The following is a 22,553-nucleotide window of genomic DNA, read 5'->3' on the forward strand; positions in this document are numbered from 1 at the left end:
AATATGAACGAGGAGATTCCGAATGAAGACAAGCAGATACACTGAGGCGCAGATCCTCGCGATCCTGCGTCAGGCTGAAGGCGGGATGCCGGTGGCCGAGTTGTGCCGCGCGCACGGCATGAGTAACGCGTCCTTTTACAAATGGCGGGCGAAGTATGGCGGCATGGATGCTTCGATGATCGCCCAGACGAAGGCCATTGAGGAAGAGAACCGGCGGCTGAAGAAGATGTTCGCCGAACTGAGCATGCAGAATGAACTGCTCAAGGAGGCTCTCGGAAAAAAATAGATCGGCCATCTCAACGCCGCGAGATGGCCGGGAATGCGGTGGCGCGACGCGGGGTCAGCATAGCCCTGGCCTGCCGGACCTTCGGGGTCAGCGAGACCTGCTATCGCTATGGTCCGAAGCTGCGGGCTGAGAACGAAGAGATCGCGGATCTGCTGGTCGGTTTGACCGACGCCCGCAAGACTTGGGGGTTCGGCCTGTGTTTCCTGCACCTGCGCAACGTGAAGGGCCATCCCTGGAACCACAAACGCGTCTACCGCATCTACTGCGAACTGGAACTGAACCTGCGGATCAAGCCGCGCAAGCGGTTAAAGCGTGACAAACCGGACGCCTTGGCCGTGCCAGATGCGCCGAACATGACATGGTCGATGGACTTCATGGCGGATCGCCTCGGTGATGGCCGTGCGTTTCGGCTGCTGAACGTGCTGGATGACTTCAATCGCGAAGGATTGGGCATCGAAGTTGACTTCTCCCTGCCTGCCGAACGGGTCATCCGAAGCCTTGACCGGATCATTGAATGGCGCGGCAAGCCAGGCACCATCCGGGTTGATAACGGCCCGGAATACATCAGTGGCAAGCTGCTGATCTGGGCTGAGAAACAGGGTATCACCATCCTGCACATCCAACCCGGGCAACCCCAACAGAACGCCTACATCGAGCGCTACAACCGCACGGTCCGGCATGAATGGCTGGATCAAAATATCATCGAAACCATCGACGAGGCCCAGGACTTCGCCACACAATGGCTATGGACTTACAACAACGACCGCCCGAACATGGGCATAGGCGGCATCACACCCGCCCAGAAACTGAAAACGGCCGCCTAAGTTCTACAAATGCACCCCGTCAAAAATGGGGGGATTACCGGCCCGGGCATCGGATTGAGGCTGCGGGTGAGCCAATCCAGCGCCTCGGCGATATCCTTGACCTGCCAAATTCAGAAGCCTGCGATCACCTCAGTGGTGGCGGCGAAGGGGCCGTCGATGATCGTGCGCCCGAGGCCGTCAAAACGGATACGCTTTCCGAGTGTGGCCGGTGTCACCCGCCCAGTGCGCGGGTGACACCGGCGGCTTCGAGTTCCTCGTTAAAGGCCTCCATCGCCTCCCAGGTCGCGGGTGAAGGCATCAGGCCGGTTTCACTGTCTGCGGTGGATTTGACGTTCACCATGCCGCGCATCTGACACCTCTTTGATGCGCGCGCATAGCGGACTTGCTGCGAAAAGCCGCCGCTAATGTGGGCTGGCGAGTTTCATCAGCACCAAGCCGCTGACGATCAAGGCGGCGGCGATCAGCCGCATCGGTGTGGCGGCTTCCCCCAAAAACACGATGCCCAAGATGAAGGCACCCACAGCCCCGATGCCGGTCCAGATCGTGTAAGCGGTGCCCAAAGGCAGGCTGCGCATGGCGAGTGCCAGAAGGCCAAAGCTGGCCGCCATCGCGACCAGCGTGATCAAGCTGGGGGTCAGCAGTGTGAAACCTTCGGATTTCTTCATGTAATAGGCCCAGACGACCTCAAGCAGTCCTGCGATCGTCAGATAAATCCAAGCCATATGGCCCTCATCAGCAAACCGGGCCGTCCCGAAGCGGTGCAGATGCCGCAGGCCGTCCTGCGCATGGGTCAACTATGCCGGGTCGGCGCGCGATGCAAGAGCTGGGGAAGTTGGCAAAACCGACATATTTTGTCGCGCCTTGGCAAGGTGCCGCGTCATTGCCCCGTTACAACCGCAAAGCCCGGTCGCTGCCCGGGACGCTGAGGGGCCGAAAATGCAAGACGCGGATTACATCATTGTGGGCTCTGGTTCGGCGGGGTCGGTGCTGGCCGAGCGTTTGACGCAATCGGGCAAGCATAAAGTTGTGGTGCTGGAAGCAGGCGGGACGGACCTTCGGTTTTTTGTCCATCTGCCATTGGGTTACGGCAAGCTGTTCTACGATCCGGCGGTGAATTGGATGTATCAGACCGAACCGGATCCGGGGCTGAACGGGCAACGTGATCATTGGCCGCGGGGCAAGCTGTTGGGCGGGTCTTCGTCGATCAATGCGATGGTTTATATTCGCGGCCATCGCGCGGATTACGCCGAATGGGGCGCGGAGAATCCGGGCTGGGGCTGGGATGAGTGTCTGAGCGCCTACAAGACGATGGAGGATACCGAGGCCGGGGCTGATGAATATCGCGGCAAGGGCGGGCCGTTGTTTATTTCGGAAAACCGCAAGGGGCTGCATTGGCTGGTCGAGGATTACATCAAGGCCTGTGGGCAGGGCGGGCTGGCGCATAACCGTGATTTCAACGGGGCCGAGCAGGAAGGTGCGGGCACCTATCAGATGACGATCAAAAATGCCCGGCGCAATTCAGCGGCGCGGGCATTTTTGCGGCCTGCGATGAAGCGCACGAATTTGCAGGTGATCACCGGCGCGCAGGTGACGCGGGTGCTGTTTGAGGGTAAGCGCGCGGTCGGTGTGGAATATCTGCGCGAGGGGGTGCGGTGCGAATTGCGCTGTAAGGCAGAGGTGATTTTGTCAGGCGGGGCGATCAATAGCCCACAACTGTTGCAGCTTTCTGGCGTCGGGCCGGGGGCGCTGCTGTCGGGGTTGAATATTCAGGTGCTGGTCGATAATCCGAACGTTGGCAATCACTTAAGCGACCATCAGGGCGTCAACTATACATGGCGGATGAAGGTTGCGACCTACAATGATTTGCTGCGGCCGTGGTGGGGGAAATTGTTTGCCGGCGCGCAGTATTTCCTGACCGGTGGCGGGCCTTTGGCGAAGTCGATCAACCATGCGGGTGGGTTTTTCAAGACCAGCGCCGATCTGGACCGGCCGAATATGCAGCTGTATTTGCAGGCGTTTTCAACCCTGCTGCCGAAGGCCGGAGAGCGGCCCTTGCTGACGCCTGATCCCTTCCCCGGCCTGTCGATTGGGCTTTCAAACTGCCGCCCAACCTCGCGCGGGCATATCCATATCAACTCAGCCGATCCCTTGGCGCATCCGGTGATCACCGCCAATGCGTTTTCAACCGAGCATGACGTGGCAGAAATGCTAGCGGCAGTGAAATACCTGCGCCATATCGCGGCCCAGCCTGCGTTGGCGAGCCTGATTGCGGAGGAACTGCGACCGGGGCCGGCGGTGCAAAACGACGCCGATCTGATCGCCGATTTCCGCCAACGCTCGGGCACAGTGTATCACCCAAGTTGCACGGCGCGGATGGGGCCGGATGCCAGCACATCGGTCGTGGACGCAGGGTTGCGGGTGCATGGGGTGCAGGGCTTGCGGGTGATTGACGCCAGCGCGTTTCCGAACCTGATCGCAGGCAACACCAACGCGCCCGCGATGCTGATGGGCTGGATGGGGGCAGAGCGGGTATTGGCCGACGCGTGTTGACCTGAACGGGGTGCCGCCTTGGGTGGCATCGAGCCACCACTCGGCGGCGCTGCCGGGGACTGACGATGGCCGTGGTGAGAGGGATAGGTTGGATGCCTCCCGCGGGAGTATTTGGGAAAGAGCAAATTCTTGGGGCGGCTTGACTGTGCTCTGTCGCATCGTGCATTTATGCAATGAAAGCTTTTCCCAGGTGGGAAGCAATTGTGTTTTCAGCCGAGTTTAGAGCTATTGTGCACAATATGTTGTGGTTTTGTCGGGTTCTTGCCAAATTTGCCATTGGCCTTGAACAGGAATTGCCCCCAAAATGGAACACTGAAATCCGCTTTGCATCCGGTAAACGGCGAACTGTCTTAAGCCGTTTCTCTTTTTGAAATACTCCCGCGCGGCGCGCTTCGAGCGTAAATACCGCGCTGTCGTGGCAGAGTAGAGCCAAACACCGCCGTGCGCCACGAATTTTGTCTTGCTTTGAAATTCGCCTTGCTTACTCCCCACGCGGGAAGCGTTTGTTGTCCTCCAGTACGTTCAGATCCATGTGGTTGCGCATGTAACGCTCGGAGGCCGCGCGCAGGGGTTGGTGATCCCAGGGATAGTAAGCGCCGTTGCGCAGGGCTTCGTAGACCACCCAGCGACGGGCCTGGCTTTGGCGGACTTCGGCATCGTAAGCGGGAAGATCCCAGCGGTCTTGCGTGACGGTTTGGAAATGCGCGAGGACTTCGGCAGCGCGCGGATCGGCGGCGAGGTTGTGGTTTTCTTCTGGGTCGGAGGCAAGGTCGTAGAGTTGGTCCGGGTCGGCGGCGCAGTGGATGTATTTCCATGCGCCAAGCCGCAGCGCGACCATCGGGGTGATGCTGCCTTCGGCTGCATATTCCATCGCCACCGGGGTGATGCGTGGGGTGCCTTTGGCGAGCGGCAGCAAGCTTTCGCCGTCGGTCCAGGGCATGATTTCCTCCATCGAGATGCCCGCAAGATCGCAGAGGGTTGGCGTCAGGTCGATGGTGGAAACCGCAGTGTCGATGCGTTTAGGCGCCAGACCGGGAGCGGAGATCATCAACGGGACGCGCGCGGCGCCTTCAAAGAAGTTCATCTTGAACCACAGACCTTTGCGGCCCAGCATTTCGCCATGGTCGGAGACGAAGATCACGATGGCTTCTTGGCGGGTGGCTTCAAGGGACTCAAAAATCTCGCCGATTTTGGCGTCGACGTAAGAGATATTGGCGAAATAGCCTTGGCGGGCGCGGCGGATATGGGCGGGGGTGACTTCGAGGCCACGCCAATCGCAGGCGTCCATCAGGCGTTGCGAATGGGGGTCCATGTCTTCATAGGCGCGCGGTTCTGGCGGTTCTAACTCGGGGGCGTCGTTATAGAGATCCCAGTATTTTTTGCGGGCGACGAAGGGGTCGTGCGGATGGGTAAAGCTGGCGGTGAGGCACCATGGGCGGGAATCAAGCCCGCGCGAGAGGTCGTAAATTTTCTGCACGGCCTGATGGCAGACGTCGTCGTCGTATTCGAGTTGGTTGGTGATTTCGGCCACGCCTGCACCTGTGACCGAGCCGAGGTTGTGATACCACCAGTCGATGCGCTCATTGGGTTTGCGGTAGTCTGGCGTCCAGCCGAAATCGGCGGGGTAGATGTCGGTGGTCAGACGGTCTTCGAAGCCGTGCATTTGGTCGGGGCCGACGAAGTGCATTTTGCCCGAGAGGCAGGTGTAATAGCCCGCGCGGCGCAGGTGGTGGGCGTAGGTGGGGATGTCTGAGGCGAATTCGGCGGCGTTGTCGTAGACGCGGGTGCGGCGCGGCAGAGCGCCTGACATGAAGGCAGCGCGGGCGGGGGCGCAGAGTGGCGAGGCGGTGTAGGCATTGGCAAAGCGCACCGAATGGTCAGCCAATCGGCGCAGGTTCGGGGCGTGCAGGAAGGCGGCGGGGCCATCGTCAAACAGGGTTCCGGTCAACTGATCCACCATAACAATCAGGATGTTCGGACGGGTGGTCATGGCGGTTCCTTTGCGGTTAGGCTTTGTGCAAAACTGTTGCCGCGCTTGGGGTTGCGTTGCAAGAGCGCATTTGACGTGAATGTGACATGAGGTCGCAAACGGGTTCTAAAGCGCCGCTTGAGGGACGGATTTCACAGGCTTCGCATCGCCTGATGTGCGCGGATTGAAAAGGGAACCCAAATGAAAATAGTCACCGAGTTTCCCTTTGCGATCACCGATGATCCTGACATCGGAATCGTGCTTTCCGACGGCTGTCGGTTGTCGGCTCGGGTGTGGCGGCCTGCAGGGACTGGCGCGGTGCCTGCGGTGTTGGAATATATCCCCTACCGTAAGCGCGATGGCACGTTGCCGCGCGATGAGATGATGCATGCCTATGTCGCGGGGCATGGCTATGCCTGCGTGCGGGTGGATATGCGCGGCAATGGCGACAGCGACGGGCTGATGACGGATGAATATACCATTCAGGAATTGGCCGATGCCTGCGAGGTGATTGAGTGGTTGGCCGCGCAGGAGTGGTGCTCGGGCGCGGTGGGCATGATGGGCAAAAGCTGGGGCGGGTTTAACTGCTTACAGACGGCGTTTTTGCAGCCCCCGGCGCTGAAGGCGGTGATATCTGCGTGTTCCACCACCGACCGTTTTGCCGATGACATTCACTACAAGGGCGGCTGTTTGCTGGGCGAGAATTTTGGCTGGGGGGCGGTGATGCTGTCTTATTCCAGCAGGCCCTCGGACCCGGTATTGCGCCCCGATTGGCGTGAGACGTGGTTGCAGCGGTTGGACGCAGAGCCGTGGCTCGCGCCGCGCTGGGCTGAGATGCAAGAGAAGAACGACTATTGGAAGCATGGCTCGGTGTCCGAGGATTACAGCCGGATGACGGTGCCTGTGCTGTCGTGGGGCGGCTGGGCGGACAATTACATGAACACCGTGGCGCATCTGGTTGAAAACGTGCCAGCGCCGGTGCAGGGCATTGTTGGGCCTTGGGTGCATCAATATCCGCACACAGCGGTGCCGGGGCCTGCGATTGGGTTTTTGCAGGTTGCACTGCGCTGGTGGGATCGCTGGTTGAAGGGCATTGAGAACGGCGCAGAGTCTGATCCGGCCTATCGCGCCTATATGATCCATTCTGAGGCACCGGATGCGTCGGCGAAGCATCGGGCCGGGCATTGGGTGGCCGAGGCAGCTTGGCCCAGCCCGCGGGTTTCTCGGGCCGTGTTGGCGCTTGGCGCTGGCACCGGGGAGAGCGGGACGCCCTCTCCAGACCCCTCCGGTGGCACTTTGGGCGGCATGGTTGGGCAGCAATTTTCGGTTGCGGTGAACACGCCACAGCAGTTGGGGATGCACACGGGCGAGTTTTTCCCGATGGGCCTGAATGCAGAAATGCCGGGGGATCAGGCGAGCGACGATGCGCTGTCGGTTTGCTTCGATGGCGCGGTGTTGGCGCAGCCATTGGACCTTTTGGGCGCGGCGCGGTTGTCGCTGACGCTTGCCAGCGATCAGCCTTTGGGCTTCGTGGTGGCTCGGTTGTGCGATGTCGCCCCGGATGGGTCGAGCGTGCGGATTGCGCATGGCATGTTGAACCTGTGCCATCGCGACAGCATGGAGCAGCCTGCGCCGATGCCTTTGGGGCAGGCGGTGGAACTGGCTTTCAACATCGACCAGATGGCGTATCGGCTGGCTGCGGGACATCATCTGCGGCTGGCGCTTTCGACGACCTATTGGCCGTTCCTGTGGCCCTCGCCGCAACCTGCGACCTTGACCTTGACGTCGGGCAGTCTTAATCTGCCAGTGCATCATGGCAGCGAGAATGAGTGGGAGCCGCCAAGCCCCGAGGCGGCAAAGCCATGGGCGCATAAGGTGCTGCGGGCGGGCAAGACCACCCGTAAAATCGAAACTGATTTACTTTCTGGCATCACCGCCTTGGTGATCAGCGATGATTTGGGCGATGTTGAAAATCTGTCACACGGGCTTTGCACTGGTGAGTCTATGACGGAACTGTGGGAAATCCATCCCGATGATCCCTTGTCGGCGCGCGCGGTTCATACTTGGGAGCAGCGGCTGTCTCGTGGTGATTGGTCAGTGAAAACAAACGCTTGGGCTGAGATGACCGCTACGGCCAGCCATCTGCATCTGAAAGCCAGCCTGACCGCTTGGGAAGGCGACACAAAGGTGTTTGAACGCCACTACGACGACAAGGTGCCACGCCGATTTGTTTGATCCAGCACTGGCAAGAATCGTTGCCAGAGCAGAAATGCTCGGGTTACTGATTGAACAATCAACAAAAAACGGCCCATAAAACCGGGGCCTTTCAGGGAGAATAAAATGTCGAATGAACTGAACTATCTGCTTGCCCGTGCCGCCAGGGGCCTGATGAGCCGCCGCGAATTTGTTGGCCGTGCGGGGGCTTTGGGGGTTTCTGCGGCTTTGGCCTCGACCTTGCTCGCGTCAGCGGCCCGCGCTGAAGAGCCGAAAAAGGGCGGGCTGTTGCGCGCAGGCATGCAGGGCGGCGAAAGCACCAACTCGCTGGACCCTGCGCTGGCCGCGTCGGAAGTGCCGTTCGCGGTGAACATGATCTGGGGCGAAATGCTGGTCGATGTGAACGCCAAGGGCGAGATCGACTACCGCATCGCCGAGGAAGTGTCCTCTAGCCCGGATGCGACGGAGTGGAAGTTCAAAATCCGCAAAGGTGTTGAATATCACGACGGCAAGACCGTAACTGCCGATGACGTGGTCGCCACTTTGAAGCGCCACACCGATGAGAAATCGCAGTCGGGCGCTTTGGGTATCGTCAAGGATATCATCGACATGAAAGCCGAGGGTGACATGGTCACGCTGAAGCTTGCGTCGGGCAATGCCGACTTGCCGTTCCTGATGGCCGATTATCACCTGATCATCCAACCCGGTGGTGGCATCGAAAACCCGACCGCTGGTATTGGTGCGGGCCCCTACAAGATCGTCGCCAACGAGCCGGGCGTGCGCCATACGTTTGAGAAACACGCCAACTACTTCGACAGCACGATTGGCCATGCCGACAATGTCGAGATCATCGTAATCAACGACAGCACCGCCCGCACCTCGGCCCTGCAAGCCGGCCAGATCCATATGATGAACCGGGTCGATCCGAAGATCGTCGGCCTGCTGAAAGGTGCCCCGGGGATTTCCATTCAAGCCGTTGCTGGCCGTGGCCACTACGTCTTTATCATGCATTGCGACAAGGCACCGTTTGACAACAACGACCTGCGGATGGCGATGAAGCTGTCGATCAACCGTCAGGAAATGGTCGACAAGATCCTTGGTGGTCTGGGCTCGCTCGGCAACGACTTCCCGATCAACGCGGCCTATCCGCTGTTTGACGACACCATTCCGCAGCGCGAATATGATGCGGCGGCGGCCGCCGAGGCTTATAAGAAATCCGGCCATGATGGATCGCCCATCGTATTGCAGGTTGCAGCAGGGGCCTTCCCCGGTGCGATTGAAGCGGCACAGCTGTTCCAGCAATCGGCCAATGCCGCCGGTATCCCACTGGAAATCAAGCGCGAGCCTGATGACGGCTATTGGAGCAACGTCTGGAACGTCGCCCCGTTCTGCGCAAGCTATTGGGGCGGCCGTCCGGTGCAGGATCAGATGTATTCCACGGCGTATCTGTCGACAGCCGACTGGAACGACACCAAGTTCAAGGATCCGAAGTTCGACGCCACTTTGATCGCGGCCCGCGCCGAGTTGGATCAAGTGAAGCGCAAAGCCGAGTATTCGGAACTGGCGAACAATCTGCGCGACAACGGTGGCTTGATCTGCCCGATGTTCAACGATTTCGTCGAAGCCAAGCGTGACGAAGTTGGCGGCTGGCAGGCCGATCCGAACGGTGAATTGATGAACGGCCGCGCACTTGCCAAGTGCTGGCTGAACACCTGATCGCCGGCATGCATCCGGTCGTAAAACTCGTGACCCAGCGTTTAGCGCTGGGTCTGTTGCTCATGTTGGCAGTGTCAGCCCTGATCTTTTTTGGGGTTGAGGCTTTGCCGGGTGATACCGCGCAAGCCATGCTGGGCCAATCGGCGACGCCCGAGGCGCTTGCCAACCTGCGCGAGAAAATGGGGCTGAATGAGCCTGTGCTTTGGCGCTATGGTCATTGGCTGTACGGCTTTTTGACCGGGGATATGGGGGTGGCGCTGACCAATGGCGAAGATATCGCCAAATCTGTTGGTGCTCGTCTGGGTAACACGCTGTTTCTGGCGTTCTGGGCGGCGCTGATTTCTGTGCCCTTGGCTATTCTGCTGGGTCTGTTGGCGGCGCGCTATAACGGGCGCTGGCCGGATCGGCTGATTTCTGGCGTGACTTTGGCGACGATCAGCCTGCCGGAGTTTGTGGCGGGCTATCTGGTGCTGTATTTCCTCGCCGTAAAGCTGCAATTACTCCCCGCGATGTCGATGGTGTTCCCCGGTATGGGGGTGTTCGAACGGTTGCAGGCCATCATGCTGCCCGTCATCGTTTTGGTGATGGTGGTGTTGGCGCACATGATGCGGATGACCCGCGCGGCCATTCTGAACGTAATGCAGTCAGATTATATTGAGACGGCGAAATTGAAGGGCCTGTCGCCTTTAACCGTGATCTGGCGTCACGCGTTTCCGAACGCCATCGCCCCCGTCGTCAACGTAGTGATGCTGAACCTCGCCTATCTGGTGGTCGGCGTCGTCGTGGTCGAGGTGGTGTTTGTCTATCCCGGCATGGGGCAATATCTGGTCGATCACGTGACCAAGCGCGATCTGCCGGTGGTGCAGGCCTGCGGGATGATCTTTGCCGCAGTTTACATTGGGCTGAACATCCTCGCGGATGTGGTGTCTATCCTTGCCAACCCAAGATTGAGGCACCCCAAATGAGGCGTATTCCGCTGTCCGCCCTACTCGGTCTGATCCTGACCGGGGGCTTTTTTTTCGTCGCCATCTTCGCGCAACTGATCGCACCCTACAAGATGGATGAGCTGGTTGGCGGGGTCTGGGACCCGATCTCGACAACGCATTGGCTGGGCACGGATTCGATTGGACGCGACCTGCTGACCCGAATGATCTACGGTGCGCAGGTGACGATTTTCGTCGCTACCTGCTCGACGATCCTGTCGTTTGTGACCGGATCGGTGCTGGGCTTTCTGGCGGCGACGGCGGGCGGTTGGGTCGATCAGGCTTTGTCGCGGTTCATTGATCTGATCATGGCGATTCCGACGTTGATCTTTTCGCTGGTGATCCTGACAGCGGTGGATGTGACCACGCTGAACCTGATACTGGTGATGGGGTTTCTGGATTCGACGCGGGTGTTCCGGCTGTCGCGCGCGGTGGCGGTGGATATTACCGTGATGGACTATGTTGAAGCTGCTCGGTTGCGCGGGGAAAAACAAGGCTGGATCATCTTCTCGGAAATCCTGCCCAACGCGCTGTCGCCCTTGGTGGCCGAACTTGGCCTGCGGTTCATCTTTGCGGTGTTGTTCATCTCGACCTTGTCCTTCCTTGGCCTTGGCGTGCAGCCGCCCTTGGCGGATTGGGGTGGCTTGGTGAAGGAAAACTCGGCGGGTCTGGTTTACGGCATCCCTGCAGCCTTAGCCCCGGCGATAGCTATTGCGGCACTGGCGATTTCGGTGAACTTGGTGGCGGATTGGGTGCTGTCGCGCACCACCAGCTTGAAAGGCGGTCGCGGTGCTTGATCAAGTGAAACCAAATCTGTTGGAAATCAAGAACCTGCGGATCGAGGCGACGTCTTATCCGCCCGGCGAGGCCCCGCGCAAAGTCGTGCTGGTGGATGATGTGTCGGTGTCAGTCGAGCAGGGCCGCGTGCTGGGCCTGATCGGGGAATCCGGCGCGGGCAAGTCTACCATCGGGCTGTCTGCTATGGGCTTTGCACGGGGTGGGGCCAGGCTGGCAGGCGGGCAAATCCTGCTGAACGGGCGCGATATTCGCAGTGGTGGACCGAGTGATCTGCGATCTTTGCGCGGTCGCGAAGTCACCTATGTCGCACAATCGGCTGCCGCTGCGTTCAACCCGGCCAAGCGGCTGATGGAGCAGGTGATCGAAGCCTCTCTGCACCACAAACTGATGACACGCGCCGAGGCAGAGGCCCTCGCGGTGGAATTGTTCCGCAAGCTGGGCCTGCCCAACCCAGAAACTTTTGGGTCGCGCTATCCGCACCAAGTCTCGGGCGGGCAGCTGCAACGCGCGATGACGGCAATGGCGCTTTGCCCGAAGCCTGATCTGGTGGTGTTTGACGAACCGACCACCGCGTTGGATGTCACCACCCAAATCGACGTGTTGGTGGCGATCAAAGCCGCGATCCGCGATACCGGGGTGGCGGCCCTGTACATCACCCATGACCTTGCCGTGGTGGCACAGGTCGCCGACGATATTATCGTGCTGCGCGGCGGCAAGAAGGTCGAATACGGCACAACCGATCAGATCATCAACGCGCCGCAACAGGCCTATACGCAGGCTTTGGTATCGGTGCGCTCGATTGACCACGTTGAGAAAGCTGACACCGCCTCGGTGCTGTCGGTTGCCAATATCACCGCGCGCTACAGAGGCACCAATTTCGACGTATTGAAGAATGTCACGGTTGACCTTTCGGCAGGGCAAACCCTTGCCGTGGTTGGCGAAAGCGGCTCTGGCAAATCGACCCTCGCCCGCGTGATCACCGGGCTTTTGCCCGCCGCCCAAGGCCGCATCACCTTTGCTGGCCGCGCGTTGTCGCCCGATCTGGCCAGCCGCTCAAAGGATGATCTGCGCGAATTGCAGATGATCTACCAAATGGCCGACACCGCGATGAACCCGCGCCAAACGGTTGGCACCATCATCGGCAGGCCGCTGGAGTTTTATTTCGGCCTGAAGGGCGAGGCCAAACGTAAACGTATTCAGGAATTGCTTGAAGAAATCGAAATGGGCGCGGGTTTTATTGACCGCTACCCGGCGGAACTATCCGGTGGCCAAAAGCAGCGCGTTTGTATTGCGCGGGCGCTGGCTGCCAAGCCGAAGTTGATCATCTGCGATGAGGTAACCTCGGCGCTTGATCCGTTGGTCGCTGATGGCATCCTGAAACTGCTGCTGTCTTTGCAAGCCCGCGAAGGTGTGGCCTATCTGTTCATCACCCATGACCTGGCCACCGTCAAAGCCATCGCCGACAAAATCGCGGTGATGTATCGCGGTCAAATCGTGCGCTATGGCAGCAAAACCGATGTGCTGACGCCGCCGTTCGACGATTACACCGATCTCTTGCTGTCCTCGGTGCCCGAGATGAAACTCGGCTGGCTGGAAGAGGTGCTCGCCTCGCGCAAAATGGAAAGCGGCGGCAACTAAAAACCCGAACCCAAGGCTTTCATACTGGTCTAAATATTCCTGCCGGAGGCTTCGACATCTCCGCCGGGTCGGAGTTATAAATGCGTAAACTGCTGCTGATCATCCTCGACGGCGTCCCCTACCGCAACTGGCGCCGGTTGTTTGGCAACCTCGAAGGCTGGGTCGCGCAAGGCGAGGCGCGGGTTTGGCGGATGCGTTCGGTGCTGCCGTCGACCTCTGGCTCTTGCTATGCCTCAATCCACACTGGCACGCCGCCGCAGGTGCATGGCATCTGGGGCAACGGCTTGCGTCGGCGGTTGGAACTGCCGGACGTGTTCTCGGAAATCTCCAAAGCGGGCGGCAAAACCGGGGCGGTCACCCACAGTTTCTGGTCGGAATTCTTCAACCGCTATCCGTTCGATCTGGTGCGCGACATCGAATATGACGAACCAGAAGGCCCGATCACCCACGGCCGTTTTCATACCATGACCGGGGATAGCGGCTACAACCAAATGACGCCTTCCGATGTTGATCTGTTCGCCACTTTGACCCGGCTGTGTCTGGTGAAGCGCATCGACTATGGCATCCTGCACACCTGTACACTCGACAGCCTTGGCCACCGTTTCTTTCATGATTGCGAGGAAATGGACGATGCCTGTTACCGGATGGACGAAATTTTGGCCAGTTTCCTGCATCAATGGCGCGCGGCGGGATATGAGGTGATCGTCACCGCCGACCACGGCCAAGACGAACGCGGCCACCACGGCGGCACGGGCGCGTTGCAGCAGGAATTCGCGTTCTACTACTTCGGCACATCCGAGATGCCCGGCCCCGATGTGGTGCTGGACCAGTTGGCGCTGGCCCCGTCGATTCTGACGCGGATGGGGGTTGCGGTTCCGCCGAGCATGAAAGCGAAACCGTTCTTCACCGCGTAACCGATTTTCGCGCGAATTCCGACCTTAGCTGGCGTAGTTTGCACCTTCGTCATCCAGCAATGCTTTGACCTCGCGCAGATGAGCCTCGGCATAGCCGGGGTAGCTGTCCCATTCGCCAGCGGTTTTCTCGGCCACTGCATCCGACAAAATCCGCAGCTCGCGCCCGGTTTGCAAAGCGCGGATATACGTCTCCGCCGCGCGCTCAAAATAGGTCAGGCGGTTGAAGGCATCGGCGACCGATTGACCGATGATCAGCACGCCGTGGTTGCCCATGATCATCGTGGTGATCTTCGGATCCGCCAAAAGCTGCACGCAGCGCGCGGCTTCTTCTTCAAACGCCATGCCACCGTAATCGGCATCCACCACTTGGTGGCCAAAGAACATCGCCGAGTTCTGGTCGATGGGGGGCAGATAGCTGTCCGCCAAACTTGCCAAAACCGTGGCATGGATCGAATGCACATGCATCACGCAGCGTGCATGCGGCAAAGCGCGGTGGATGCTGCCATGCAGGCCCCAAGCCGTCGGGTCCGGCGCATCGGGGCGGTTCATCGTGCTGGGATCATTGGCGTCGATCTCCAGCAGGCTTGACGCGGTGATCCGGCCAAAATGCCGCATGTTCGGGTTCATCAGGAACTTGCTGCCCTCGGGGTTCACCGCCAAACTGAAGTGGTTGGAGACCGCTTCATGCAGGTTCAGCTTGACGCTCCAGCGGAAGGCCGCGGCCATATCGACGCGCTCGGCCCAATGGGTGATATTGGCATGTGCGTTCATTTGATCTCTCCATAGGTCCAGTTGCCTTGCGCCAAGGCGCTGATGGCGTTGCAAACTTCAGTGAAGGAGGCCGCCGCCCGAGGCACCGTTCCCCGCGCGCGCAGATAGCCATGCACCATGCCCGGCGCGGTAAATGATACGGCGCGCCCACCAGCAGCCCGGATCGCAGTGGCATAATCATGTGCATCATCGGCGAGCGGATCACATTCGGCGGCAAATGCGACGGTCGGTGGCAGTTCAGCAAAATCGGTATCTTGCAACGGGGCGACGGTTGCATCGCCCAACACCTCAACCCCGCCATGCCGGATGCCCGCATAAAATTTCACATCCGCCAGCGTCAGCATCGGTGCCAAGGCGTGGGTTTGGTAGCTGCCTTTGCTGCGGTCGCCGCCCAAGCCCGGATAGATCAGTACCTGCCCCAAGATCCGCGCCGCGCCGCGCAGGGCATGACTGACCGCCGCCGCCAGATTGCCGCCTGCTGAATCCCCGACCAGCACCAGCGGCCCCGGCAAAGCCTGCACCACCGCCAGAGCATCCTCAAAAGCCGCTGGATGCAGATGTTCGGGCGACAAACGGTAATCAACAGCCACAACCTGCAAGCCCGTTGCCGCGCGAATATCGGCGCAAACGTCGTCATGGCTGTGCAAGCCGCCCACGACATAGCCGCCGCCGTGCAGGTAAACCACCGTCGGCCCGGCCCCGGTGTAAATCCGGCAGGGCACGCCCGCGACCAAGCGATTTTCCACCACCATCCCCGCTGGATAGCCGCGATGAAACTTGGCGCACATCGCATCATAAATCCGGCGTTGATCGGCAATCGTCAGGCTGGCGGTGTCGGGCGGATAGGACGCCTCGCTGTCGCGAATAAAGCGCCAAGTCGCGGCGTCGATAAGGCTTTGGTAATCTGGCGCTGGCATGATGAGCGAAATCCCGGTGCATACAGCCGGATCATGGTGGGCAAAGCCTGCGGGTTCAACGCCCAATCACCGCCACAATCCAATAAAGAATGCCCTATTGCCCGCCCAATTCCGCCGTAACCACCGCCTACAGTGAATTCAAGCAAATTGCAGACCACCTGCCATGTTTAGGGGAACAATCATGCAAGTCATTCGCTCACTAGAACAGCACAGCGCCTCACCGGTCGGGCTTGGCATCCGGGTGATATTGGTCAGCCAAAGCCTAAACAGCAGCCCACTGCCACACCGCCTGGCGGGGCTTGGCGGCAAGGTGGAAATTGCCGATGATCTGTTTGTGGGCTTGGAAGCGGTGATCGAAGATCCGGCGGGCTATGGGCTGTGCGTGATTGACTGTGATGCGTTTGGCGGGCTGGCGGCGGGTCGTCGTGCCCACGAGTTGCTGACCGACGTGGCGCGGCGTGTGCCGGTTATTCTGCTTTCAAAAGACTGCGCCGCGCAGGAATTTCCCGAGGAACGCGGTGAGGCGGTGGTGCTGCGCGCGCCCACCTCGGGCATCTCGCTTCGGGTGGGCTTTGAACATGCGCTGCGTGATCGACTGGCGATGCGCCTGATGTAAGTTTTCGATTAAAATAGTCCTGATCGTCGATGGCGATCAAACGGCTGATGCAATACAAAAGGGGGCGCATCTGGGATGCGCCCCTTTTAAATCTCGATCAGCCGTTAGGCGTTCGGTTCAGGCCAGCGCCAGATTGGTTGCCGATTCGCGGCCATCGCGGCCTGCTTCGATATCGAAAGTGACCGGCTGGCCATCTTTCAGCGAGCGCAGACCAGCACGCTCCAGCGCCGAGATGTGCACGAAAACGTCCTTCTTGCCGCCTTCCGGGGCGATAAAGCCGAAGCCTTTGGTTTCATTGAACCATTTCACGGTGCCCTTAGCCATCGTGATGTCTCCTTTAGCAGTGCCGCCCGCGAGATTGCGGCGGCTTGGCGCAGTCAGCCTTTGTCGAATGCTGTGGCCGAAATCGGAGACAGAGATCGCAGAGAGTCAACGTCGCAACATAATTTAGGGGCGACTCTGGCTACAGATCAAGAAAAAATTGCGCGTTAGGCGTGTTCTGTCCAGATCCTCTCGGCGCTTTTTCGGCGCGGCCACATCGCACATCCCAGCAGCAGGGCGGCGACAGCGCAGCCAATGCCGCTCCACAACCCTAGGGCGGTCATCCAACTGACATTCAATGCCACCAAACTGAACACAGCCGAGAAAAGCCCAAGCATTCCGCCTGCAATCATTGAAACAATGGCCATCACGCCCTCCGCTTACCGATCAGTTCAATTGGGAACCCGAATAAGGCGGCAATACGGCGAAAGCGCGGTATGGTTGTGAAACAGGCTTAAGCTTGGGCGCACAACGCGGTCAAAAGCTGCGCCGCGCCCGCAGCGCCGCGCCAATCGTGCCATCGTCGAGATAGTTCAACTCACCGCCAATCGGCACGCCCTGCGCCAGCGAGGTGATCTGCACGCCCAGTCCCGCCAGCGCATCGGCGATGTAATGCGCGGTCGTTTGGCCATCGACCGTGGCATTCAGCGCCAGAATAACCTCGGTCGCACCCGCCGCGCGCTCCACCAGCCGAGGGATGCCCAGTTCCTGCGGCCCAATCGCATCCAAAGCCGAAAGCGTACCGCCCAGCACATGATAGCGGCCCTTGAAAGCGCCACCACGTTCCATCGCCCAAAGGTCAGAGACATCCTCGACCACGCAAATCTCGCCATTGGCGCGGGCCTCGTCGCTGCAAATTGGGCACATTTCACTGGTGCCGATGTTGCCGCAAATGCTGCAATCCTTCGCCGTCAGCGCCACCGTCGCCATTGCCTGCGCCAGCGGAGCCATCAACGCGCCCCGTTTCTTCAACAGCGCCAACACCGCGCGTCGTGCCGACCGGGGCCCAAGCCCCGGCAGCCGCGCCATCAGTTCGATCAGCGTTTCAATGTCGCGCGATTGCTCCATTCAGGCAGGGTTCCCTCAGATTGGCAGCTTGAAATCCGCAGGCAGACCAAGCGCTTGCGTCATTTTCTGCATCTCAACCATGTTGCGGGCCTGCCCCTTGTTCTGCGCATCCTTGATCGCAGCAAGGATCAGATCTTCGACCACTTCCTTCTCGGATGCGATCAAAATCGAAGGGTCAATATCCAACCCCGTGATCTCGCCTTTGCAAGTCGCCCGCGCCTTGACCAGCCCTGCACCGGCTTCACCGATCACCACGGTGCGGGCCATTTGCTCTTGCAGTTCGGCCATCTTGCCCTGCATTTCCTGCGCGGTTTTCATCATATTGGCCATATCGCCAATGCCGCCCAAACCTTTTAGCATCGTTCCTCCTCAGTCGTCCTCAAACGGATCGAATTCATCTTCCACTTCCGGCAAAGCCTCGATCGCGGCACTCGCCGCCATCGCTTCTGCCGTCCTGATGTCGGTGATCTGCGCGCCCGGAAACGCCAGCATCACCGCTTGCACCAGCGGGTTTTCCATCGCCTCGGCCTTCGCCGCGTTGGAGGCCGCATCGCGATCTTCGGCTAGCGTCGGCGCACCCCCGGCGTTCACCACCGATACGCCCCAACGCGCGCCCGTCCAGCCTTGCAAGCGTTGGCTAAGCCGTGCCGCGAGATCGGGTTTCGCCCCCGGAGCCGGTTCAAACTCAATCCGCCCCGGCGCGTATTTCGCCAGCTTGACGCCTTCCTCAACCTCAACCAGCAACCGCATATCACGCTTTTCACGGATCAATTCAATCACTTGCGCGAAGCTGGCATAAACCACCAATTGGCTTTCCGCCACCGCGACCGCTTGCCCGCCCTGCATCACGGGCCCCCGCATCGGCGCAGACGTCGCCATCCGCAGCGCCCCATGCACGACACCACCGCCGCCGCCTGCTGGAGCCCCTCCCGTAGGACGTGCAGGCGCGCTTTGCGACATCAGCTTCTTCACCAAAGTCTCGGGGTCGGGCAGATCGGCGACATGGGTCAACCGGATCACCGCCATCTCGGCCGCCATCATCGCATTCGGCGCAAGCGCTACTTCTTCCAATGCTTTCAGCAGCATCTGCCACATCCGCGTCAGCACCCGCATCGGCAGAACAGCAGCCATGGCAAGGCCACGTTCACGCTCATCCTGCGGCGTGGTCGGGTCTTCGGCGGCCTCTGGCGTGATCTTGATCACCGAAACCCAATGCGTGATCTCGGCCAAATCGCGCAAAACCGCCATCGGATCAGCGCCATCGGCATATTGGCCGGAAAGTTCCGCCAAAGCCCCCGCTGCCTCACCCTTCATAATCAAATCAAACAGATCAAGCACCCGACCCCGGTCCGCCAGCCCGAGCATCGCCCGCACCTGATCTGCTGTCGTCTCCCCCGCCCCATTCGAAATCGCCTGATCCAGCAGTGAGGTGGCATCGCGTGCCGAACCTTCCGCCGCCCGCGCGATCAGCGCCAATGCGCCATCGGTGATCTTTGCCCCCTCGGCATTGGCGATCTTGCGCATCAGGGCCATCTGCACTTCTGGCTCGATCCGCTTCAGATCAAACCGCTGACAACGCGACAGAACCGTCACCGGAACCTTGCGAATTTCCGTGGTGGCAAAGATGAACTTCACATGTGCCGGAGGTTCCTCCAGCGTCTTGAGCAAAGCGTTGAACGCGGCGTTCGACAGCATATGCACTTCGTCGATGATATAGATCTTATAGCGCGCCGAGGCCGCCCGATAATGCACGGAATCAATGACTTCACGCATGTCATTGACGCCCGTGCGCGAGGCCGCATCCATCTCCATCACATCGACATGACGGCCCTCGGCAATCGCCACGCAAGGCTCGCAGACCCCGCAAGGTTCGGTCGTGGGTGCGCCCTTACCGTCGGGTCCGACGCAATTCAGCCCCTTGGCAATGATCCGTGCCGTGGTGGTTTTCCCCGTGCCCCTGATCCCGGTCATCATGAACGCATGCGCAATCCGGTCCGCTGCGAAAGCGTTCTTCAGCGTGCGCACCATCGCCTCTTGCCCGACCAGATCGGCAAAGGTCGCGGGGCGGTACTTGCGGGCCAAAACCTGATAGGTTTGCGGCGTGGTTTCGGTCATCATACCTCAGACAATATGCGGGCGGATTCGGGTGGCGCCAGACTACGGCGCGCACGGCCAAACGTAAACCAAAGAGGACCAGATGCGGCTGACAATCGCAGAGCTGCGCGTGGGGCAGGGGGTGTTTGGCATCAGCCCATGCCCCGGTCGTGCCGGGTTCTACGCGGCCGACCTGATCGCGATCCAGCATTGGCAGCCAGCGCTGGTGGTCAGCTTTCTCACCGCCGAGGAACTTTCGCGCACTGCGCCCGGCCTTGGCGCAGTGCTGTCGCAATTCGGCATCCAATATGCGCATTTGCCCACCGCCGACTACGACACTCCAAGCGCAGGCTGGGCCGAAATCTCGGCCCGCGCCCACGGCGAACTGGCAAAGGGCCATAAAATTCTGCTGCATTGCATGGGCGGCTGCGGCAGATCCGGCACCGCCGCGTTGCGCTTGATGATCGAGGCCGGAGAAGCCCCGGAACCAGCGCTGAATCGTCTGCGCCAAGCCCGCCCTTGTGCGGTGGAAACGCCCGAGCAATTTCTCTGGGCCAGTCAGCCCTCAAACCAACCAAGCCGATAGAATCCAACCAAGAATTGCATTCATACGGGCTCAAATATTCCGGGGGCTGGCCCCGATCAGCGTTAGCCCCCAGGCCGCCGCTTTGCCGCTGATTTCTTGGTATACTTCCCCGCCGCCCGCACCTTCGACACTTGCATCGCCGAGGAATTCGCCTTTTCCTCTGCCCCCAGTTTGCGCCAAGACTCCAATCGTCGCGCATCGACTATGCCCGCTTTGATCGCCGCCTGCACCGCGCAGCCGGGCTCGACCGAATGTTTGCAATCGCGAAACCGACAGCCCGCTGCCAGTTCAATCAGATCGGAAAACAGCATATCAATGCCATCCGCTACATCGGTCAGCTGCAACTCGCGCACCCCCGGCGTGTCGATCAGCCAACCGCCTGCCGGCAATGCCAAAAGATAGCGCGAGGTGGTGGTGTGCCGCCCCTTGGCATCATCTTCCCGCACCGGGCCAACCTCGAGCGCGCCGCCGGTCAAGCTGTTGGCGAGCGTGGATTTTCCGACGCCAGAAGACCCCAGTAAAACCACCGTCTGTCCTTCGCGACACCATGGGTCGAGTACGGACAAATCGCCGGATTTGGCGTTCAACGCCACCACCGCCATCCCCGCTGACAGGCCTTCCGCCCGCGTGATAAAAGGCCCGGCTTCGGCCATATCCGCCTTGGTCAGCACCACGACCGGGGTGATCCCGGCAGAATGGGCGAGCACCAGATAGCGCTCCAACCGGGCCTCGTTGAAATCGGCGTTGCAAGAGGTGACCACGAACATCGTATCGACATTCGCCGCAATCAACTGTGCCACCGTCCCGGTGCCCGCCGCGCGGCGTTGCAACAGGCTGATGCGGTCCAGCACCCGACCCACACGCGGCCCGTCCGCCAGCACCCAATCGCCCACCGCCATCCCCGCCACCGAAAGCGTCGGCGGGCACAGCAATTCGACCGCTCCCGAAGCCGTCAAAGCTTGCACCCTTGCGCGATGCAACGAACTTAACCGTGCAGGCACAAACCCCGCATCTTCCTCGGTCACCTGTTCAGAGAAATGGTCAGACCAGCCCAAGCTTGGCAGCGTAAAATCAGGCAAACGGCATCCTTTTCGGCCCCAACCGGGCAAGCCGCAGCTTACGCGCGCAGGGGCGTTGCGGCAAGCGGGGGCTTGCACCTGATCCGGCAAACCCGCACCCTGCGATCAAAAGGAGCCTGCCCCATGACCGCCCACATGCCCGCCAAAGCCGCCGCCCGCATCGCGATCCTGACCGTGTCAGACCGTGCGTCAAAAGGCGAATATCAAGACCGGGGTGGCCCGGCAGCCGAGGAATGGCTGCGCCGCATCATCACCACGCCCATCGAAATCCTGCGCCGCATCACCCCAGATGGCCGCGCCGCAGTGGCCCGCGAACTTAGTGATCTGGCGGATAACTGGCAGGCCGATCTGATCCTTGCCACCGGCGGCACTGGCCCCAGCCCGCGCGATCAGACGCCCGAGGCGATGGCCGATGTGATCAATATGGAATTGCCGGGCTTTGGCGAGGCGATGCGGACGGCCAATGGCCGGGTGGTTGCCACAGCTATCTTATCGCGCCAGTCGGCAGGCGTGCGCGGTAAGACCCTGATCATCACGCTGCCCGGCAGCCCCAACGCCATTGCCACCAGCCTAGAGGCGGTGTTCGCCGCCGTACCCTATTGCCTAGACCTGATCGGCGGGGCTTGGGTTGAAACCTACCCCGCGATCATCAAGGCGCATCGCCCGAAAACCTAAGGCCTATCCCTTCCCCGCGGGGAATGACTTGTGGTTGGAGCTGCAATTTCGCGGATTTTCCACAACATGTTGTGTTTCCGGGCGACTTCAGGCCCCCACACCCTGCTGCGGCAGCAACTGCACGGCGTTGATCTGCCAGCCCTCGGCCGTCTCGACCATCATATAATCCAGCAGATAGGTCCGCCCGCCGGCATCGGTGATCATCACCCGCTGCCACAGATTGCCCGCCACCGTGCGCAGTTCCAGCATCCGCACAGCGTCATGCCGCCAGACCATCGGATAGACCTTTTCGACCATCTCGCCAAACTGATCCGGCGTGCCGAAAATGCCTTTGATATTGGGCGAGGCATAGGTCCAAGCCTTGCCAATATCGCGGGCGTTGAAGGCATCAAGCTGCCGTTGAATGGTTTGTTGAATAGGCACTTCCTGCGCCATAGCGGGCAAGGCAAGCCCGGCTAAAGCGGCAACATATAGGTAAAGTCGCATCGCAACACCTCTTACCACCGTCCCCAATTTCAAAGGTAAACCAGCGCA

23 protein-coding genes are annotated in these 22,553 nt (G+C 60.2%); 11 read left to right on the forward strand and 12 right to left on the reverse strand.

The features are described from left to right. The first annotated feature begins 22 nt into the window (after positions 1 to 22). Positions 23 to 1,110 (forward strand): IS3 family transposase gene (locus Q7V03_RS00960; RefSeq protein WP_304923748.1). Its coding sequence is split into 2 segments (ribosomal slippage): positions 23 to 284 and positions 284 to 1,110, totalling 1,089 coding nucleotides; the frame shifts between segments, so codons are not numbered across the junction. Between the two features lie 211 nt (positions 1,111 to 1,321). On the opposite strand, the gene Q7V03_RS00965 is transcribed toward Q7V03_RS00960, so the two are convergent. Both Q7V03_RS00965 and sugE read right to left on the reverse strand, forming a co-directional pair. Next, complete coding sequence (locus Q7V03_RS00965; protein ID WP_304923749.1) at positions 1,322 to 1,459, reverse strand: hypothetical protein; 138 nt, start codon at positions 1,457 to 1,459, stop codon at positions 1,322 to 1,324. A 52-nt stretch (positions 1,460 to 1,511) separates the two neighbouring features. Further along, positions 1,512 to 1,832, reverse strand: coding sequence for a quaternary ammonium compound efflux SMR transporter SugE (gene sugE, locus Q7V03_RS00970; protein ID WP_304923750.1), 321 nt, complete (start codon positions 1,830 to 1,832; stop codon positions 1,512 to 1,514). A 214-nt stretch (positions 1,833 to 2,046) separates the two neighbouring features. Here sugE and Q7V03_RS00975 point away from each other — a divergent pair, with 214 nt between their 5' ends. Continuing rightward, a complete protein-coding gene (locus Q7V03_RS00975) occupies positions 2,047 to 3,660 on the forward strand; it encodes a GMC family oxidoreductase (RefSeq protein WP_304923751.1) in 1,614 nt (537 codons plus the stop codon). A 481-nt stretch (positions 3,661 to 4,141) separates the two neighbouring features. Here the strand turns inward: Q7V03_RS00975 and betC are convergent, their stop codons facing one another. Beyond that, on the reverse strand, positions 4,142 to 5,650 hold the full coding sequence (betC, locus tag Q7V03_RS00980; protein ID WP_304923752.1) for a choline-sulfatase: 1,509 nt from the start codon (positions 5,648 to 5,650) through the stop codon (positions 4,142 to 4,144). Positions 5,651 to 5,830: 180 nt separating this feature from the next. On the opposite strand from betC, the gene Q7V03_RS00985 reads away from it, so the two are divergent. The 6 genes from Q7V03_RS00985 to Q7V03_RS01010 all read left to right on the forward strand — a co-directional run bounded on the left by Q7V03_RS00985 (position 5,831) and on the right by Q7V03_RS01010 (position 13,892). Further along, positions 5,831 to 7,864 carry a CocE/NonD family hydrolase gene (locus Q7V03_RS00985; protein ID WP_304923753.1) on the forward strand — a complete coding sequence of 678 codons (2,034 nt, stop codon included), beginning with the start codon at positions 5,831 to 5,833 and terminating at the stop codon, positions 7,862 to 7,864. A 105-nt stretch (positions 7,865 to 7,969) separates the two neighbouring features. Then, entirely contained in the window at positions 7,970 to 9,559 is a 1,590-nt protein-coding gene (locus Q7V03_RS00990; protein ID WP_304923754.1) for an ABC transporter substrate-binding protein, read from the forward strand. 8 nt (positions 9,560 to 9,567) lie between these two features. Further along, positions 9,568 to 10,524: an ABC transporter permease gene (locus Q7V03_RS00995; protein ID WP_304923755.1), complete on the forward strand. Its 957-nt coding sequence runs from the start codon at positions 9,568 to 9,570 to the stop codon at positions 10,522 to 10,524. Next, positions 10,521 to 11,339 (forward strand): ABC transporter permease, encoded by an 819-nt coding sequence (locus Q7V03_RS01000; RefSeq protein WP_304923756.1) that lies wholly within the window; start codon positions 10,521 to 10,523, stop codon positions 11,337 to 11,339. The genes Q7V03_RS00995 and Q7V03_RS01000 overlap by 4 nt, the downstream gene beginning before the upstream one ends. Further along, positions 11,332 to 12,978 carry an ABC transporter ATP-binding protein gene (locus Q7V03_RS01005; protein ID WP_370651055.1) on the forward strand — a complete coding sequence of 549 codons (1,647 nt, stop codon included), beginning with the start codon at positions 11,332 to 11,334 and terminating at the stop codon, positions 12,976 to 12,978. The genes Q7V03_RS01000 and Q7V03_RS01005 overlap by 8 nt, the downstream gene beginning before the upstream one ends. A gap of 80 nt (positions 12,979 to 13,058) precedes the next feature. Beyond that, complete coding sequence (locus Q7V03_RS01010) at positions 13,059 to 13,892, forward strand: alkaline phosphatase family protein (RefSeq protein ID WP_304923757.1); 834 nt, start codon at positions 13,059 to 13,061, stop codon at positions 13,890 to 13,892. A gap of 24 nt (positions 13,893 to 13,916) precedes the next feature. Here the strand turns inward: Q7V03_RS01010 and Q7V03_RS01015 are convergent, their stop codons facing one another. Beyond that, positions 13,917 to 14,663, reverse strand: coding sequence for a class II aldolase and adducin N-terminal domain-containing protein (locus Q7V03_RS01015; RefSeq protein ID WP_304923758.1), 747 nt, complete (start codon positions 14,661 to 14,663; stop codon positions 13,917 to 13,919). Further along, a complete protein-coding gene (locus Q7V03_RS01020) occupies positions 14,660 to 15,580 on the reverse strand; it encodes an alpha/beta hydrolase (protein ID WP_304923759.1) in 921 nt (306 codons plus the stop codon). The genes Q7V03_RS01015 and Q7V03_RS01020 overlap by 4 nt, the downstream gene beginning before the upstream one ends. A 181-nt stretch (positions 15,581 to 15,761) precedes the next feature. Here Q7V03_RS01020 and Q7V03_RS01025 point away from each other — a divergent pair, with 181 nt between their 5' ends. Beyond that, positions 15,762 to 16,196, forward strand: a complete 435-nt coding sequence (locus Q7V03_RS01025) for a hypothetical protein (RefSeq protein WP_304923760.1) — start codon at positions 15,762 to 15,764, stop codon at positions 16,194 to 16,196. A gap of 117 nt (positions 16,197 to 16,313) precedes the next feature. Here the strand turns inward: Q7V03_RS01025 and Q7V03_RS01030 are convergent, their stop codons facing one another. The 5 genes from Q7V03_RS01030 to Q7V03_RS01050 form a co-directional block, all read right to left on the reverse strand. Then, positions 16,314 to 16,520 carry a cold-shock protein gene (locus Q7V03_RS01030; protein WP_054005237.1) on the reverse strand — a complete coding sequence of 69 codons (207 nt, stop codon included), beginning with the start codon at positions 16,518 to 16,520 and terminating at the stop codon, positions 16,314 to 16,316. Between the two features lie 164 nt (positions 16,521 to 16,684). Continuing rightward, the gene (locus Q7V03_RS01035; RefSeq protein WP_304923761.1) at positions 16,685 to 16,885 is read right to left on the reverse strand and encodes a hypothetical protein; all 201 of its coding nucleotides are present in this window, start codon (positions 16,883 to 16,885) and stop codon (positions 16,685 to 16,687) included. A gap of 109 nt (positions 16,886 to 16,994) precedes the next feature. Further along, a complete protein-coding gene (recR, locus tag Q7V03_RS01040; RefSeq protein WP_304923762.1) occupies positions 16,995 to 17,585 on the reverse strand; it encodes a recombination mediator RecR in 591 nt (196 codons plus the stop codon). Between the two features lie 15 nt (positions 17,586 to 17,600). Continuing rightward, entirely contained in the window at positions 17,601 to 17,945 is a 345-nt protein-coding gene (locus tag Q7V03_RS01045) for a YbaB/EbfC family nucleoid-associated protein (protein ID WP_304923763.1), read from the reverse strand. A gap of 9 nt (positions 17,946 to 17,954) precedes the next feature. Continuing rightward, positions 17,955 to 19,700: a DNA polymerase III subunit gamma/tau gene (locus tag Q7V03_RS01050; RefSeq protein ID WP_304923764.1), complete on the reverse strand. Its 1,746-nt coding sequence runs from the start codon at positions 19,698 to 19,700 to the stop codon at positions 17,955 to 17,957. A gap of 82 nt (positions 19,701 to 19,782) precedes the next feature. Between Q7V03_RS01050 and Q7V03_RS01055 the strand changes: the two genes are divergently transcribed. Then, on the forward strand, positions 19,783 to 20,265 hold the full coding sequence (locus Q7V03_RS01055; RefSeq protein WP_304923765.1) for a protein-tyrosine phosphatase family protein: 483 nt from the start codon (positions 19,783 to 19,785) through the stop codon (positions 20,263 to 20,265). A gap of 62 nt (positions 20,266 to 20,327) precedes the next feature. Here Q7V03_RS01055 and rsgA read toward each other — a convergent pair whose 3' ends face one another. Further along, entirely contained in the window at positions 20,328 to 21,344 is a 1,017-nt protein-coding gene (gene rsgA, locus Q7V03_RS01060; protein WP_304923766.1) for a ribosome small subunit-dependent GTPase A, read from the reverse strand. 123 nt (positions 21,345 to 21,467) lie between these two features. On the opposite strand from rsgA, the gene mog reads away from it, so the two are divergent. Then, entirely contained in the window at positions 21,468 to 22,019 is a 552-nt protein-coding gene (gene mog / locus Q7V03_RS01065) for a molybdopterin adenylyltransferase (RefSeq protein WP_304923767.1), read from the forward strand. 87 nt (positions 22,020 to 22,106) lie between these two features. Here mog and Q7V03_RS01070 read toward each other — a convergent pair whose 3' ends face one another. Continuing rightward, entirely contained in the window at positions 22,107 to 22,505 is a 399-nt protein-coding gene (locus tag Q7V03_RS01070) for a DUF4864 domain-containing protein (protein WP_304923768.1), read from the reverse strand. Between the last annotated feature and the right edge of the window lie 48 nt (positions 22,506 to 22,553).

The sequence above is a fragment of the Cypionkella sp. genome (genome assembly GCF_030652235.1).
GTDB lineage: Bacteria > Pseudomonadota > Alphaproteobacteria > Rhodobacterales > Rhodobacteraceae > Cypionkella.